Source organism: Mycolicibacterium chitae (assembly GCF_900637205.1).
Taxonomy (GTDB): Bacteria; Actinomycetota; Actinomycetes; order Mycobacteriales; family Mycobacteriaceae; genus Mycobacterium; species Mycobacterium chitae.
The window spans coordinates 4252457-4268458 of record NZ_LR134355.1; the positions used below are offsets into that span (position 1 = coordinate 4252457).

A 16002-nucleotide genomic window follows, 5' to 3' on the forward strand; every position below is an offset into this window, starting at 1 on the left:
GGACTGATCCGGTCGGGACAATGGCGACATGGCTGACGCAACGGCGAACGACCCGCACCTCTGGCTCGAAGACGTTTCCGGGGAGGCCGCCCTGGACTGGGTGCGCGCCCACAACGAGCCCACGCAGGCCGAGCTGTGCGACGAGCGGTTCGAGCAGATGCGCACCGAGGCGCTCGAGGTGCTCGACACCGACACCCGGATCCCGTATGTGCGCCGGCGCGGCGAGTTCCTCTACAACTTCTGGCGCGACGCGGCCAACCCCCGCGGCCTGTGGCGGCGCACCACCCTCGAGCAGTACCGCACCGAGACGCCCGACTGGGAGATCCTCATCGACGTCGACCAGCTGGCCGCCGCCGACGACGCCAACTGGGTGTGGGCCGGCGCCGACGTCATCGAGCCGGACCACACCCGGGCCCTGGTCAGTCTGTCCCGGGGCGGCTCCGACGCCGCGATCGTGCGCGAGTTCGACATGGGGACCAAGGAATTCGTGTCCGACGGCTTCGAGGTCGGCGAGGCCAAGACGCACATCACCTGGGCTGACGCGGACACGGTGCTGATCGGCACCGACTTCGGGCCCGACTCGCTGACCGACTCCGGCTATCCGCGGTTGGTCAAGCGCTGGCAGCGCGGACAGCCGCTGGCCGAGGCCGCGACGGTGTTCTCCGCCTCGCAGCAGGACGTCATCGCCGCCGCGGCCGTCGACCGCACCCCCGGGTACGAGCGGACGTTCATCCGTCGCGCCGTGGATTTCTTCAACGACGAGGTCTACGAGTTGCGCGGCGACGAGTTGATCCGCATCGACGCACCCACCGACGCCTCGGTGTCGGTGCACCGGGACTGGCTGCTGATCGAGCTGCGCTCCCCCTGGTTCGTGGGCACCACCGAATACCCGGCCGGGTCGCTGCTGGCCGCCGACTACGACGAATTTCTCGCCGGCACAGCGACGTTGGCCACGGTGTTCGCCCCCGATGCGCACACCGCCCTGCACCACTACGCCTGGACGCGCGACCGGTTGGTGATGGTCACCCTGGCCGACGTGGCCAGCCGGGTCGAGGTCGTCACGCCCGGTTCCTGGGAACGCACCGCGGTGCCCGGCATCCCGGACAACACCAACACCGTGATCGTGGCCACCGATGAACTCTCCGACGAGGTGTTCCTCGACTCCAGCGGCTTCACCTCGCCGTCGCAGTTGCTGTACGGGACGGTGGGCGACCCCCTGGAGCCCATCAAGGCCGCGCCGGCCTTCTTCGATGCCGAGGAGATCGGCGTGGTGCAGCATTTCGCCACCTCGGCCGACGGCACCGCGGTCCCCTACTTCGTGGTGGGTCCGTCGAACGCCGACGGGCCGCGGCCGACGCTGCTGGGCGGCTACGGCGGTTTCGAGGTGGCGCGCACGCCCGGGTACGACGGCGTGCTGGGCCGACTGTGGCTCGCGCGCGGTGGCACCTACGTGCTGGCCAACATCCGCGGCGGCGGCGAGTACGGACCCACCTGGCACACCCAGGCGATGCGGGAGAACCGGCGCAAGGTGTACGAGGACTTCGCCGCGGTGGCAACCGATCTCGTCGCAAAGGGCATCACCACCGTCGAGCAACTCGGCGCCCAGGGCGGCAGCAACGGGGGCCTGCTGATGGGTGTCATGCTGACCCGGTATCCGGAGTTGTTCGGGGCGCTGGTCTGCCAGGTGCCGCTGCTCGACATGAAACGGTTCCATCTGTTGCTGGCCGGGGCGTCCTGGGTGGCCGAGTACGGCAACCCCGACGAGCCCTCGGACTGGGAGTTCATGGCGGAATACTCGCCCTACCAGAATATTTCGGCCGACGCCGACTACCCCGAGCTGCTGATGACCACCTCGACGCGGGACGACCGCGTGCATCCGGGGCACGCCCGCAAGATGACCGCCGCGCTCGAGGCCGCCGGGCACCGGGTGCGCTACTACGAGAACATCGAGGGCGGGCACGCCGGCGCGGCCGACAACGCCCAGACCGCGTTCAAGTCCGCGCTGAGCTACAACTTCCTGCACCGGATGCTGGGCACCGCGGCGGCCGAGTAGGCCGCCGCGCCGCTCAGTTCAGCGCATCCTCGGGGTCGCGCTGGATCGGCTTGGGCCACGGCGACGGCCGGGGCCGCTGCCGCACCGCCAGCGGCCACCAGAACCACCGTCCGAGCAGCGTCGCGACCGAGGGCGTCATCAGGCCTCGGATGACGAAGGTGTCGAACATCAGGCCGATGCCGATGGTGGTGCCGACCTGCCCGATGACGATCAGGTCGCTGACCGCCATCGTCGCCATGGTGAGCGCGAACACGAGGCCGGCGGCGGTCACCACGGGGCCGGTGCCGGCCATGGCGCGAATGGTGCCGGTACGCAGGCCGGCGTGGATCTCCTCCTTCATGCGCGACACCAGTAGCAGGTTGTAGTCCGCCCCGACGGCCACCAGGATGATCACCGAGAGCGGCAGCACCATCCAGTGCAGCGGGATGCCGATGATGTGCTGCCACAGCACCACCGACACACCGAAGGCGGTGCCCAGACTCAACGTTACGGTCCCGACGATGACCAACGAGGCGACCAGGGCCCGGGTGATGATCATCATGATGACGAGGATCAACAGCAGGGCCGCAGTGACCGCGATCAGCAGGTCGTAATCGGCGCCCTCTTGCATGTCGTCGAACATCGCGGCGGCGCCGCCGAGGTAGACCAGCGACCCTTCCAGGGGTGTTCCCTTGATCGCCGCGGCTGCCGCCTTCTTCAGCGGCTCCATGCGGGAGATGCCTTCCTCGGTCATCGGGTCGCCCTGGTGAATGATGGTGAACCGCACGGCATGTCCGTCGGGAGACATCATCAGTTCCATGCCGCGCTTGAAGTCGGCGTTGTCGAACGCCTCCGGCGGAACGTAGAACGAGTCGTCGTTGAGGGCCTCGTCGAACGCCTCGCCCATCGCGGCGCTGTCTTCCTGCTGGTCGATCGTCTGGTCCTGCTGAGCCCGCTGAACCTGGTACTGGTTCAACATCATCTGCTTCTGGTTCTTCATCGACTGGATCATCCCCGGCATCACCGCGGTCATCTCCAGTGTCAGATCCGCCATCCGGTCGATGTCGGGAACCATGTCCTGGAAATCATCGGACATGGTCGACATGCCGTCGAGGCTTTCGAAGATCGAACGCATCGACCAGCACACCGGAATGTTGAAACAGTGTGGCTCCCAGTAGAAGTAGTTGCGCATGGGCCGGAAGAAGTCATCGAAGTCGGCCAGGCTGTCGCGCACATCCTGCAGGGTCAGGGAGGTGTCGCTCATCTTGTCGGCCATGTTCCGCGCGACCACCGACAGATCGCGGGTGATCGAGTTCATCCGCTCCATCGAGTCGATGGTGTGCTGCATCTCGTCGGCCTGGGCCAGGATGTTGTCGATGACGCCCTGTTGGTAGTCGTTGGCCATCAGCTGACCGACGCCCTGCTGGCCGATCATGTACGGAATGGTGGTGTGCTCGATGGGCTTGCCGTCGGGCCGGGTGATGGCCTGCACCTGCGCGACGCCCTCGACCCTCGACAGCGCCTTCGCGATCTTGTCGATCATCAAGAAGCCCGCGGGATTTCGCAGATCGCGGTCGGTCTCGACCATCAGCACGTCCGGGTTCATCCGCGCCTCGGAGAAGTGCCGGGTGGCCGCCGCGTAACCGATGTTCGCCGAGATGTCGTCGGGCAGGTACAGCCGGTCGTTGTAGGTCGTGTGATAGCTGGGCAGCGCAAGCAGACCCACCATGCAGGCCGCCAGGGCGACCACGAGGAACGCGCCCGGCCAGCGGACGGTGGAGGTACCGACGCGACGCCAGCCCTGGCCCTGCGCCTTCTTGGGCTCCAGGATCTTTCCGAACCGACTGGCCACCGAGATGATCGCGGGGCCGTACGTCAACGCCACCGTGATACCGAACACCATCGCGATGGCCATGGGCGTGCCCATGCTCTCGAAGTAGGGCAACCGGGTGAAGTTCAAGCAGAAGGTCGCTCCCGCGATGGTCAATCCGGAGGCCGCCACGACGTGCGCGGTCCCGTGGAACATCTCGTAGTACGCCGACTCTCGGTCCTTGCCGGACCGGCGCGCCTCCTGATATCGGCCGACCAGGAAGATCCCGTAGTCGACCGCCGTGGCGATGGTCAAGGTGACCACCATGTTGGTGGCAAAGGTCGTCAGGCCGAAGGCACCGTGGTAGCCCAGGAACGAGATCAGACCGCGGGCGCCCAGCAATCCCATCGCAAGCATGCTGAGCAGCACCAGCGTCGTCGTGACGGACCGGTAGATCAGCAACAGCAGGATGATGATGACGCCGAAGGTGAGCATTTCGATGGTCCGCATGCTCTCGTCGCCCACGACGTTCTGGTCGGTGGTCGTCGCCGCCGAACCGGTGACGTAGACCTCGACACCCTCTGGCCTCGGGTGTTTGACGACGATGTCGCGAACCGCTCGCACCGATTCGTTGGCCAAGGTCTCGCCCTGGTCGCCGGAGATGTACACCTGGGTATAGGCGGACTTGCCGTCGACGCTCTGCGCACCCGCGGCGGTGAAGGAATCGGACCAGAGGTCCTGCACGTACTGCACGTGCTCGGTGTCGGCGCGCAGATCGGCCACCATCTGCAGGTAGAACTCGAGCGCCTCGACGCCCAGCTTGTCCTCGCCCTCGAGCACGATCATCACCGAGCTGCTGGTGTCGTACTCCTCGAAGGTGGTGCCGATGCGCTTCATCGCGATCATCGACGGCGCGTCCTGCGGACTCATCGACACGGCGCGCTGCTTGCCGACCACCTCGAGCTGCGGCACCGTGGTGTTGAGCAGACCGATGATGACGACCCAGCCCACGATGATCGGGAGCGCGAAGATGCGGATCAGCCGCGGCAGCCAGGCCCGGCGCTCGCGAATCGGGGCCGTCGGCGTGTCGTCAACCGGGGCGCTCATGCGGACTTCACCAGGCAGTAGGTCTGCGCGTTCACGCCCGTAGCCGTCCTCTCATCTTTGACTTCGTCGTCCACGGTGATCCGGCAGGTGACGGCCTGGCCGTTGGTCTGGGCGATGACGTTGGGCGCCACCGAGGGCGCCGTGGTCTCCAGAGTCAGCGTCCACGGCAGGGCCACCGTCCCCGCCCGCACCGGCTTGCCGTCCAGGTCCAGATAGTTGACGACGGCCGTGCCCGAACCGAGCACCTCGTAGGTCACGACCTTGGGAACGAACTTCTCCGCGGTATCGGCGCCGATCGGGGTCACCAGCACCGGTTCCGCGCCGAAGACCGTCCGCAGCTGCGAGACCACCAGCACGCCGGCCCCCACGGCCAGCACGATCATGACGGGCAGCCAGATGCGCATGATCACCTTCAGCATCGTCCGCGTCCCCCCGAGGTGATGCCGGCAGACGCGGCTGGTGCGCGGTTTCGATCGACGGCAATCAATGTAGGGCCTTCCGGCGTCGTAACGACCCCGGCGGCGGGGAGAGGTCGCATGGCTAATCAGCAAAGCTAACGAACTAAGCGGATCAGGTCAATCCACTTTCGTGTGCGTCGCATTACACTCGGTGCGGTGACACGTGAGTCGACGGGCCGCCCGCTGCGAAAGGACGCCGAGCGCAATCGCGCCCGGGTCCTCGAGGCGGCCCGCGATCTGTTTGCGGCACAAGGCCTCGAGCCCAACCTGAACGATGTCGCCCGGCACGCGGGTGTGGGCGTCGGCACGGTGTATCGGCGCTTCGGCACCAAGGACGAACTACTCGAGGCGATCTTCGTCGACGGACTGGATCAGCTCACGGCCCTGGCGGAGGCCGGTCTGCAGCACGACGACTCCTGGGACGGTTTCGCATGGTTCGTCGAGCAGATGTGCGAGCTGACCGCCACCGACCGCGGTCTTCGAGAGATGGCCTTCAGCAAGGAATACGGCAGCGATCGCGTGGTCGCGGCAAAGGGCCGCCTCGGCCCGGTGGTGGCGGAACTGGTCGGACGGGCACAGACCGACGGGTACCTCCGGGCCGACATCTCCGCGACCGACATGCCGATCATCAGCCTGATCGGCGGCGTGGTCAGCCAATTCGCCGGCAACGTCGACCGCGACCTGTGGCGCCGGTTCACGGCCATCCTCCTCGACGGCATGCGCCGCAACGACAATCAGCAGCCGTTGCCGGTGGATGCGCTGGACGACGAAGGTCTGGATGCGGCCATGAGCACCTGGGAGCCCTCGGGTTCGGGTCGCGGCAACAACTGACGCGACGCTGCCGTTTCATCCGCGACGCGCCGCTCCGGCGACGCACCACCGTCTCGACGTGCGCAGCGCGGAAAAAGGTGAATAGACACCTCCGCAACTGCCGTTAGGCTCAGGCACGATGTTTGCTGAGGGGAGCTGACCGTGTTCGTGGACGTGGAGCAGATGCGGGCGGGGGCCAACAAGTCCTACGCCGCCGCCGGTTTTGCGGATGAGGGCGTCCAGGCGTTGTCGCGCGGGCGGGTGTGCGCCGGGATGTTCGGCGACTTCGCGGCGGCCGAACTGTTCTCGACCGGAATTGACGGCGCCCACACTCAGCACGCGACCAGGCTGCGCAACCAGGAGCGACGCCTCGGGGTGCTCGGCGACAAAACCCATGTCACCGCTTCGTGTTTCGTGGACATGGAACGACGTAACACCGAGGCGCTACAGGCCGTGAAGTGGTCGCTTACCCAAGCCTGAACCACATCGACGTCGGCGCACTGATCGCTGCGGCCGGCGGCGATCCGTGGAACGTGTACGCCTCGCTGGAATCCGGCGATGCCGGCCAGATCTCCGAGTTGGCCCGTGCCTTCTACGCCGCCGGGGCGTGCACCGACGAGACGTGGAACGAGTTCAACGCCGCGACCGAACGCTTCCACGAGTCGTGGAACCGGGAGAACGGCGAGCATCCCATCGACGATGCCGCCGAGGTGCAGCGCGCGAAGACCCAACTGTTCGTGCAGGCCGAGCAGCTTCCGCAGATCGGCATCGACCTGCAGAACATCGCCGCGAATCTCGCCGAGGCGCAGCGCATGAGCAGCTTCAATATCGACAGCCTCAACGATCACCTGGTGCAGCTCGACGGGTTGATCGGCGCGGCGCTGGCCGCGGACATGAACATCTCCGGGCTCGAAGAGACAGCAATCGCGAAGACGACCGCGTCCCTGGGCGCCATCGAGATCTTCCGTGACAGCTACGCGGCCAAGCTGCAGGAGGCGCTGACCGACCTGCGCCACAAGCACGGCTACGACCCGGCGGCCATCGACGATGTCGACGGCGACGGTGTTCCGGGCGACGAACAGCGCGGACAGTCGGCGACCGAGCACTACGACACCAACCAGCGTGCCAAGGACGAAGAGCTGGTGAATGCGCCCGGGGAGATGACCCAGGACAAGGCCGACGCGGCCGCGCGCCTGCGGGACTTCGGCACCGTCAACGACCCCGCCGCCGCCCCGGAGGCCCGCCGCTTGGCCGGCGAACGCCTCGATGACTTCCGGATGGCGAACTTCATGGGGCCGCTTCCCAAGGATCCCGTCCTCGGCGGCGATGCCCGCACGCGCGCTCAGCAACGGCTCGACATGCAGCGTCAACTCGGATCGGGCCGAATCCACCTGGGCGACGGCCTGTTTCACGACGTGGGACCCATGACGCCCGACCAGGCCACCCAAACCCTCGACGACGGTGAGCAATTCGCCCGCGTCACCGCGACCAGGCAAGCGTTCTTCGCGCTGACCAGAGACGGGATGTCGGAGGAGGGGGCGCTCAAGACGCTGTCGAACCTGGCCAGCAACGCCGGACCGGTCTTGTCTGGTGCACAAGCCTACGGCTGGGCGATTCCGGACAACCGTCACAACGCCCCGACGGATCTGCTCTCAGCTTCCGACGCGAAGACACTGCAGAAGCTGGCGAGCAGAGCAGGCACCGTAGGCAACTTGTTCCAGCTCGGAGTTGCCGGAGCGGAATGGTTTCAAGGTGGTGAGAACCGCAACGAGGAAGCAGGCGCGGCTGTGGGCGGCGTATTCGGCGGCGTCGGCGCAGCCTGGGCCACCGCAGCGTTGGCAGGGTCAGTCACTGGCCCTTGGACCACCGCCGCCATCGTTGCCACGGCGGTGTACTTCGCTAGTAAAGGTGGCAACGCAGTCGGAAGCGACATCGGGCGACGGATCGACTCAGCGGGATAGTCAACGTCAGAATGGGTCGGATCCGGCATCGCGCCGGAGTTCGCAAGTGAGGAAGCAAAGATGGTCTGGTTCTGCAGTGCCATGGCCTGTATCGGTTTCGGAGCTGTCGGCGGCTGGTTCCCGCTACGGAAATCCTCCACCCTGTCGCCCGATTCCATCCAACGGCGCGTCTACTGGAGCGGATGCGCCGCGGGGCTCCTCCTGCTGTTCATCGGACAACTTCCCGACTGGCGAGCCGCAACGTTCATCACGGCGGCGATGGGACTTGGGGTCGTCGCCACGGCCGTTCAATTCACGAACCACCTGAGAATCCGAGGCCGGACCTACGCAGCTTTCCCCAAACCCGACCGACCACCGGCACTCGCACCGTATACCGATGAGCAATAGCGGATCATCTCGGTTCGCGGACCGTCGATTGCCGCAGTCCACCGGGCATCGCTACCAGGCAACGCTTCCCGCACAGACCCGGCTCATGGGCCACGCAATCGTTAGGTTCCTATGATGACTTCAATCCTGCTCTGGTCAGGCCTGATTACGATGGCGCTGGCCAATCTGGGCGCCATGCTCCCGCCATGGAAATCGGCGACGCTGTCACCCGACTCGATTCAGCGTCGGATTTTCTGGGTGGGTAATGCACTGGCTATCGGACTGTTGTCGGCGACACAGTTCCCTGAGTGGCGGAACCTGCTGTTCTTCGTGCCGGCTATGACTCTTTGGTTTGCCTTCGTCGCATTCAAATGGACTAACCACATCAAGATCAACGGCCGCGTCTACGCGATGGATGCCAGTGATCGTCGCCCCGACCGACCACCCGCGCTCGCCCCGGACACCGATGAGCAGTAGCGGATCAACTCGGTTCACGGACCGTCCGTTGCCGCAGCCCACCGAGCAGTGCCACCAGCACTCCCAGCGCCACCAACCCGCCACCGGCGGCCAACGCGATGTTGAGCCATTGATGCATGCTGTCGGTCGCGTGGCGGATCAGCGCTTCGGCAATCTGCCGGACGTCGGCGCTGGTGTTCGCCAGCGCCTCGTTGACGTAGCGTCGCCCGACTTCCAAGCCGGCCCAGCCGGCCGCGCCGATGAATAAGCCCGAAACACCGAGGGCGGCAAGGGCTTTACCGCGCGAGCGTGCCGACGCCAGGGCCAGCAGGGCGAAGACACCGGCCAGGATGGTCGCACCCACGCTCACCCAGGGGCCCCAGGCGGCAACGGCGCGCAATTGGCCGGGCCGAATCGAGTCCGGCGCATTCTCCGTCAACGGCACCGGCAGCGTCTCCGGCACCGAGATGTCGAACCGCTCGAGGGTCGCATTGAACGAGCTGTCCTGCAGCATCGGCGCGAGGTCGACCACCCAACGTCCCTGCGGGTCCTCCCCCGCGGTGATCGTGTCCGAGAACAGCCACCGGTGGGCAAACCGGTTGGCCTGGGCGAACTGACCCGGGAAGTCGGCACCACCGGTATAGACCGACGCCACATCCCGCAGTAACTCCTGGTCCCCGGTGTAACCCAGCTTCACCAACTGAGTGGTCAGTTCCCCGGCCACAGCCTGCTGCAACGCCGGATCGGTTGCGGCCTGTTCGGTGAATGCCGCGTATCCGTCGAGGTCAACGACGTTCTTCTGAAGCCAGGCTGCCGGCAGCGCCACCGCCAGCGCCACCGTGGCCAGCAGCCACAGCAGCGCCGTGAGCATGAACCGCACCGACTGCCTCCCTCTGTCGTCGCATTCGAACTTACCGAGACCCCACCGTATGGCCCAGTTCCGCCCAGGAAAACCACGGTTGCTGTTGTCGCACGGGGCTGCACGAACCGCGCTTTGGGTCACCTCGTGACCGCCTCGAACCACCCGAACCACAGCCCACCGCCGAGTGCACCCTCGGCCCACACTGGGTCACCCGGACCGCGCCGGGCACCTGCACTTTCGCGGATAGTTTTCGCGATGGTAAAACTCAAACCTGTTGCGCCACTGGACCACATCTCACACCCACACGTGCGAATGAATTCATACCGCGGAGTCAACACACAAGTAATTAGCTGCACCCGAAACTCCGGCGAGGTAGGTCTGGAGGGTAGATCTTGATCGGTGTACGGTCCGCCTTCATGGCTTCGACAGCGCACCTGAGCGTGAGCAACTCACTCTCTGAAATCCTTTGCAACGACCTGAATATCGATTCATGCCGGATCAGCCGGGACTCGCGCCTGGTCACCGACGTCTGCCTGGATTGGACGGGTTTCACGATTGCGGCCGCGGCCATCGAAGCCAAGCTCGGCATCGTCTTGTCCGAGCAGGAACTGTTGGATTCCAGCACGATCGGCGAACTCGACGACATTCTCGAGGCCAAGACCGCTGGAGGACTGGCATGAGCAGGCTCGTCGACCAGCTGTCGGCGGCGCTCACCTCGTCGCCGCACGACCTACATGTCCTGAATGCCGATCACGAGACGTGGACGCCGCACTCCTGGGGCGAGGTGCACGCCCGCGCGCAGAACTTCGCCGAAGCGGTCCACGACCACGGTCCCGCGCAGGCGGTGGCACTGATCGGCGAGCCGAGCATCGAGTTGCTGTCGGCGATCTTCGGCAGTTGGCTGGCCGGCGCGAGCGTCGCCCTGCTGCCCGGCCCGGTGCGCGGCGCCGACCCCGGCCAGTGGGCCGAAGCAACGCTGAGCAGATGCCAAAACATCGGCGCCACTGCGGTTTACAGTCACGGAGATCGCCTGGCTGACCTGCAATCTCGCGACGATCAACGCTGTGTGCACGATGTGAGTCCCCTCGCGCACGCCCAGCGTTCGACCACGCTGAGTGCCGTCGGTACCGACCGCCCGGCCATCCTGCAGGGCACGGCGGGATCGACCGGTACTCCCAAGACCGCGCAGCTGTCCCATGACGCGGTGCTGGCCAATATTTCCGGCATCAGCGAACGCGTCGGGATCGACCGCGGAACCGACTCCGGTCTGTCCTGGCTGCCGCTCTACCACGACATGGGTCTGACCTTCCTGCTCACCACCGCACTCTCGGGGTTGCCCTCCTATCAGGCGCCCACGTCCGCGTTCTCCGCGATGCCGTTCAGGTGGCTGGGCTGGCTGGCCCACAGTCGCGCCACCCTCACCGCCGCGCCGAACTTCGCGTACAACGTGCTGGGCAAGTACGCCAGCCGGTTGCCGGACTGCGATCTGAGTAGCATCCGGTTCGCGCTCAACGGCGGCGAACCCGTCGACTGCGCCGGGATGGCCCGATTCGCCACCGAGATGCAGCGGTTCGGGTTCGACGGCGGAGCACTCTCACCGGCCTACGGCATGGCCGAATCGACCTGCGCGGTCTCGGTCACCCCGCCCGGCAATGGTCTGCAGTTCGACGAGGTTCGCGTCACCACCGACGACGGCGAGATGCTGCGGCGCCACGCGGTTCTCGGGAACGCCATCAGCGGCATGGAGATCCGCATCGAGCCGGTCGACTTCCCGGTCGCCGAGGCGGCGGGGCGCGACGTCGGCGAGGTCCAGGTCCGCGGGGACTCCATGATGTCCGGCTACCTCGGTGACACACCCTGCGATCCCGGAAACTGGTTCGGCACCGGCGATCTGGGTTACTTCACCGACGATGGCCTCGTGGTCTGCGGCCGGGTCAAGGAACTCATCCACATCGCGGGACGCAACGTCTTTCCCAGCGAGATCGAGCGGATCGCCGGCCAGGTGCCGGGCGTGCGGGAGGGCTCCGTCGTCGCGGTCGGGTCCGACGAGCAGAGCGCGCGGCCGGGCCTGGTGATCGCCGCGGAGTTCCGCGGCGGGGACGAGGAAGAAACGCGAGTCACGTTGGTGCGCAAGGTGGCTTCCGAATGCGGCGTGGTGCCCGCCAAGGTGCTGTTCGTCGAGCCCGGAACCCTGCCGCGGACATCGTCAGGCAAGCTGCGCCGCCTCGAGGTGCAGCGGACCCTGGTGGCCGACCGCGGTTAGGCGTGTCGAACCACGGTTCGCTGCTCTCCGCGCGGGCCTTCGACCGTAATCCGTCACGTCCGGGTGACAGTCATCCACAACCTGCGCCAGTCGCCCTGTGGATATCCGTTACCCGGAGGTGACGGCATCCGATCGGGGGTCGTCCGGAGCCAGCCGACCATCCTCGTCCGCGTGGCTGCGCAGCAGCGCCCTGCAACTGTGCGACACCCTGCAGCCTCCGGTCAGGATGTTCCTGGGGCGATGCCGCGCAGGTAGGCGGCCTGGCCCAGGTGCTGGGCGCAGTCGTCGACGATGCTGACCAACCGCACACTCGCGGTCACCGGCGGGTCCCAGTTGTCGTCGACGATGCGGCCCAGCTCCTCGTCGGTGAGGCTGGTGACGTAGTCGAGCGTCATGGCATGCACGGCCTGGTAATAGGCCGCCAGCAGGTCAGCGCTGACGCGGACCTTGGCGACCTCGGCGCTGGAATGCCCGTAGCCCATGTCGGCGCGCGGTAGGTCCAACCCGAATCGGTCGACCCAACCCTCGCTCGTCCACACCTGTTCCACACCGGCGATGTCGGCCACTTGGAGGTCCTGTCCGCGGGCGCTGTGCCAGATCAGCCAGGCGATGCTGTTGGCGTCCTCGGTGGGGCGGTAGAAGGAGACCTCGTCGGTGAGGCCGTCGGTGAGCTCATCGGAGTGCTCGACGAGCCGGGTGAATGCGTCTCGCAACAGTTCCTGCACCGCTGCGTTAGGGGTGTCAGTCATGGCACCGACGCTACGCCTCGGCTACCGCGATGGTTGACGCATACGCAACCCCACCGAGTGGGCAACGAGGTAGCAGACGGTGAATATCCCCGCCGAGAGCATGGTGATGATGCCGAATTGAAGGTACTGACCGCGCGCAACGCGCTGGCGGTACCTGCCGTCGCCAAGGCCGGTCACCGCCGGCGGAACGGTGAAGAAGAACAACCCCAGCAATCCGTAAGCCACCGGGTCACCGCCGATCACATACCCGAGCACATTCACTGCTCCGATTACGACGCCAAAAACAGCGAGCCACCACACCTTCGAAGCAGAAACTCGCGGCGTGTAGGGATCCCTGCCGTCGGCAGTAGCGGGGAGAGCAGCGGCGCTTTCGAACGCGACCACTCGATCGCCGATCTTTATCAACTGCGTACCAAAATACGCGGGCAGCGCCAAACAGAAGACGCAGAGGCCCGCCACGATCAACCCGGTGCTGATATTTGGGAGCGCAGCGATGAACGCGCAAATGGCCGCGGAAAATGTTCCGCCCCAGTAAATCTTGCGCTGACGGGACAGATCACCGCGGCTGCCGTGTGGAATGAGGGTAAGAGCGACGAACGCCATCGTCGCCACATAGAAGATCAGCGTATGCGGTCGCTCGGCAGCCAGTTGCGCGAGTCCCTGTGCGTCCACACGCACCGTCTCTATCGCCATCCAGTGCCTCCGCCGTTATCGCTCAGATCCGGAGCGCATCGCTCGGCCACCAGTTGCGCGAGTCCCTGCACGTACGCACTCCCCCATCCCTTCGGTATCGACCTTCGTCACCCGCGCTTATCGCTGCGTGGTGCCGCGTCGCAACGCCGCGCCGTAAATGGCCAGATAGCACACGGTGAAGATTCCAGCACTGATCACCGAAATGACCGCGAATTGCAGAGATTGGCCGCGCGCGACCCGTTGGCGGCCAATGCCGTCCAAGATACCGAGAGTGAACGGCAGCACGACACAGAAACCCACCCAGACCACGCCCGCCAACGAGATTTCGCGGTCCATGAGATAGGCGAACACGTTCACCGATCCACCAGCCGTACAGGCTACGACGATCCACCACATCTTCGTCGCCGTTGTGCGGGGACCGTACGGCACCGGTTTCTCGTCGCGGGGAAGCGGGTCCGCACTATGGAATGCAACAACGCGGTGACCGATCTTGAGGTACTGGGTGGAGAAGTAGGCGCGCACCGTCTGGAGCATGACGGCGATCAGGGCCAGTCCAGTTCCGGTCGCAACGTCCGGCAAGCCTGCGATGAACACTGCAAACGCAGCCCCTAGCGTGGTAGCCCAGAACCATTTCCGCTGCGCCGCAAGGTTGCGTCCGCCACCATCGGCTTCCGCAGTCAGGATGACCAGAAGCATCGCTACCGCCGCAAAGACCAACGTGTGTGGCCGTTCGACGAACATTTGAGAGAGCCCATTGGCGAACGCGCCGCCGGCCTCGTAACCGATTAGTTCTTCATCCACGCCAGTGCCTTCTCAGCGACGTCATCCCCGACAAACCCCCCTGCGGTTCCCACGAGCAGCGCCCCGAAGAAGGCACCTGGCGGACCGGCGATAGCCCCGCCGACCAACCCACCCCCTTTGATGCCCAGCCAGATACCGGCGGCGGAACCCCCTGCCTTGGCTCCTACTTCCAGCAACGACTTGTCGTTGACCAAAACGTCGTATGCGCCTACGCCAAGCGTGACGACACTTCCGACCGTTCCCAGCCGCTGGCCGAGCTTTCCCAAGGCTTGAATATCCGCATCGGTGAATGCACCAAGTGGAGACCCACCTGCCCCGCGGGGTAGTACTTCAGCGAACTTATTCACCGCCCCCTCTCCCGCGCCGAACACCTTGCTCACCCCGTCGGCCGCGTCCAGATACTCCTGCGGCATCACACCCCGGGAGATCCCTTCGACCATGGCCTGCGCCGCCTCGGGGGAAAGCCCGCAGCCGTTCTCCAACACTTCGTGCAGCTTCGTCAACGCGGCTGCCCGGTCCTGGACCTCCATCGCGTTGATCTTCCGGGTCGCATCGTCGGCCGACATCGGCCGCGGACTCCATGGCAGCTGCGCATCCTGCAACTGACGCTGCAGCAAAAGACGGCCGCGCGCGCGATCGCGCATGTCGCCGCCCAAAACCGTGTCCCTCGGGACGGGACCGACGGAGTGCACCATGTTGAAGTCCGCAAGCCGACTGCCGGCCAGGCGCGCGGCCTCCTCCTGTTCGGCGGCATCGCCGTAGCGCTCGGCACCGTTGACGGGGTCGGTGACGCTGGTGTAGTCGTCGAGCCTGCGATCAGCGGCAATCTCGTCCAGGGACCAGTGCAGATGCCCGTGCGGATGCAACCGACGCGCATTCGCCACCGTCTCCTCGTCCTTGGCGCGCTGACCGGACCGGTCGTATTCCGCTGCAGCCTCCTGCGGCGTGTCCCCGGGCGTCCCGTCGGAACCGTCGATCGCCGCGGGAACATACCCGGTCTCCATCAGCGATGCTTCGCCCGATTGGAGCTCCAGGACGTACGCGCCACGGGTCGAATTAACCTGGTCCAGTGCGGTTTTGGCCACCTGCTGCGCCTCGACGATGAGTTCCGAAGCCCGGAACGGCATCTCATCCATGGCCTCGCCGATTTCGTCGTCGATGTCGAGCAGATCGGCGTTGAGATCTCGGATCGTGACAGCACTGTCGCGCTGCGCCGTGGCCAGCGCGGCCGCGATCTGCTGGAGGGCCACCGCGATCTGGGTGAGCGCTGCGGGTTGTCCGCCCAGCGCGGCGCTGACCTTCTGCACCTCCGCGTCGTCGTTGATCGGGTGCTCGACCGTGTCCTCGCGGTCCCAGGACGCCTCGAACTGCCGTTTGGCGGCGTTGAACTGGTCATCGGCGTACTTGAGATGCCCGCCGGCCTGACGGAACGCATCCGCCAGACCGCTGATCTCGCCCGGGTCACCCGACTGAATCTCCTCGTCGGCCTGCCAGGGATCGCCCCCGGCGGCGGCCACCAACGACGCGGCGTCCAGGTATTGAAAACTGGGCGCGCTCACCCAACCGCCCCCAGACCGACGCCCCTCACGACGAAAAACCTACCGGTTGTCCTGGCACAGGCAATTCACCCTGAA

Annotated in this window: 14 protein-coding genes; 7 read left to right on the forward strand and 7 right to left on the reverse strand. The window is 65.9% G+C overall.

The window, feature by feature from the left end; translation table 11 throughout:
• The first annotated feature begins 28 nt into the window (after positions 1-28).
• The gene (locus tag EL338_RS20450; RefSeq protein ID WP_126335416.1) at positions 29-2053 is read left to right on the forward strand and encodes a prolyl oligopeptidase family serine peptidase; all 2025 of its coding nucleotides are present in this window, start codon (positions 29-31) and stop codon (positions 2051-2053) included.
• A 13-nt stretch (positions 2054-2066) separates the two neighbouring features.
• On the opposite strand, the gene EL338_RS20455 is transcribed toward EL338_RS20450, so the two are convergent.
• On the reverse strand, positions 2067-4949 hold the full coding sequence (locus EL338_RS20455; RefSeq protein WP_126335417.1) for an MMPL/RND family transporter: 2883 nt from the start codon (positions 4947-4949) through the stop codon (positions 2067-2069).
• Positions 4946-5368, reverse strand: a complete 423-nt coding sequence (locus EL338_RS20460; RefSeq protein ID WP_126335418.1) for an MmpS family transport accessory protein — start codon at positions 5366-5368, stop codon at positions 4946-4948. Before EL338_RS20460 ends, EL338_RS20455 begins: the two co-directional genes overlap by 4 nt.
• Before the next feature lie 195 nt (positions 5369-5563).
• On the opposite strand from EL338_RS20460, the gene EL338_RS20465 reads away from it, so the two are divergent.
• From EL338_RS20465 to EL338_RS20480, 4 genes are all read left to right on the forward strand, one after another.
• Positions 5564-6238 carry a TetR/AcrR family transcriptional regulator gene (locus tag EL338_RS20465; RefSeq protein WP_126335419.1) on the forward strand — a complete coding sequence of 225 codons (675 nt, stop codon included), beginning with the start codon at positions 5564-5566 and terminating at the stop codon, positions 6236-6238.
• Between the two features lie 141 nt (positions 6239-6379).
• Positions 6380-6697, forward strand: coding sequence for a DUF2563 family protein (locus EL338_RS20470; RefSeq protein ID WP_126335420.1), 318 nt, complete (start codon positions 6380-6382; stop codon positions 6695-6697).
• Positions 6676-8178 (forward strand): putative alpha/beta hydrolase, encoded by a 1503-nt coding sequence (locus EL338_RS20475; protein WP_126335421.1) that lies wholly within the window; start codon positions 6676-6678, stop codon positions 8176-8178. The genes EL338_RS20470 and EL338_RS20475 overlap by 22 nt, the downstream gene beginning before the upstream one ends.
• A 501-nt stretch (positions 8179-8679) precedes the next feature.
• Positions 8680-9021, forward strand: a complete 342-nt coding sequence (locus EL338_RS20480; protein WP_126335422.1) for a hypothetical protein — start codon at positions 8680-8682, stop codon at positions 9019-9021.
• A 4-nt stretch (positions 9022-9025) separates the two neighbouring features.
• Here EL338_RS20480 and EL338_RS20485 read toward each other — a convergent pair whose 3' ends face one another.
• Positions 9026-9880 carry a hypothetical protein gene (locus EL338_RS20485; protein ID WP_126335423.1) on the reverse strand — a complete coding sequence of 285 codons (855 nt, stop codon included), beginning with the start codon at positions 9878-9880 and terminating at the stop codon, positions 9026-9028.
• A gap of 398 nt (positions 9881-10278) precedes the next feature.
• Between EL338_RS20485 and EL338_RS20490 the strand changes: the two genes are divergently transcribed.
• Entirely contained in the window at positions 10279-10542 is a 264-nt protein-coding gene (locus tag EL338_RS20490) for an acyl carrier protein (RefSeq protein ID WP_126335424.1), read from the forward strand.
• Positions 10539-12125, forward strand: a complete 1587-nt coding sequence (gene mbtM, locus EL338_RS20495) for a long-chain-fatty acid--ACP ligase MbtM (protein ID WP_126335425.1) — start codon at positions 10539-10541, stop codon at positions 12123-12125. Before EL338_RS20490 ends, mbtM begins: the two co-directional genes overlap by 4 nt.
• 221 nt (positions 12126-12346) lie before the next feature.
• Here mbtM and EL338_RS20500 read toward each other — a convergent pair whose 3' ends face one another.
• From EL338_RS20500 to EL338_RS20515, 4 genes are all read right to left on the reverse strand, one after another.
• On the reverse strand, positions 12347-12874 hold the full coding sequence (locus tag EL338_RS20500) for a mycothiol transferase (RefSeq protein ID WP_126335426.1): 528 nt from the start codon (positions 12872-12874) through the stop codon (positions 12347-12349).
• 21 nt (positions 12875-12895) lie between these two features.
• A complete protein-coding gene (locus tag EL338_RS20505; RefSeq protein ID WP_126335427.1) occupies positions 12896-13567 on the reverse strand; it encodes a hypothetical protein in 672 nt (223 codons plus the stop codon).
• 117 nt (positions 13568-13684) lie between these two features.
• Positions 13685-14368, reverse strand: a complete 684-nt coding sequence (locus EL338_RS20510; RefSeq protein WP_126335428.1) for a hypothetical protein — start codon at positions 14366-14368, stop codon at positions 13685-13687.
• Positions 14353-15927: a putative alpha/beta hydrolase gene (locus EL338_RS20515; protein WP_126335429.1), complete on the reverse strand. Its 1575-nt coding sequence runs from the start codon at positions 15925-15927 to the stop codon at positions 14353-14355. The genes EL338_RS20510 and EL338_RS20515 overlap by 16 nt, the downstream gene beginning before the upstream one ends.
• Positions 15928-16002 lie beyond the last annotated feature (75 nt).

Bases quoted from the DNA above. Each gene is read 5' to 3' on its own strand.
- EL338_RS20450 (WP_126335416.1), top strand. From the start codon at position 29: ATGGCTGACGCAACGGCGAACGACCCGCACCTCTGGCTCGAAGACGTT.
- EL338_RS20455 (WP_126335417.1), bottom strand. From the start codon at position 4,949: ATGAGCGCCCCGGTTGACGACACGCCGACGGCCCCGATTCGCGAGCGC.
- EL338_RS20460 (WP_126335418.1), bottom strand. From the start codon at position 5,368: ATGCTGAAGGTGATCATGCGCATCTGGCTGCCCGTCATGATCGTGCTG.
- EL338_RS20480 (WP_126335422.1), top strand. From the start codon at position 8,680: ATGACTTCAATCCTGCTCTGGTCAGGCCTGATTACGATGGCGCTGGCC.
- EL338_RS20490 (WP_126335424.1), top strand. From the start codon at position 10,279: ATGGCTTCGACAGCGCACCTGAGCGTGAGCAACTCACTCTCTGAAATC.
- mbtM (WP_126335425.1), top strand. From the start codon at position 10,539: ATGAGCAGGCTCGTCGACCAGCTGTCGGCGGCGCTCACCTCGTCGCCG.
- EL338_RS20500 (WP_126335426.1), bottom strand. From the start codon at position 12,874: ATGACTGACACCCCTAACGCAGCGGTGCAGGAACTGTTGCGAGACGCA.
- EL338_RS20505 (WP_126335427.1), bottom strand. From the start codon at position 13,567: ATGGCGATAGAGACGGTGCGTGTGGACGCACAGGGACTCGCGCAACTG.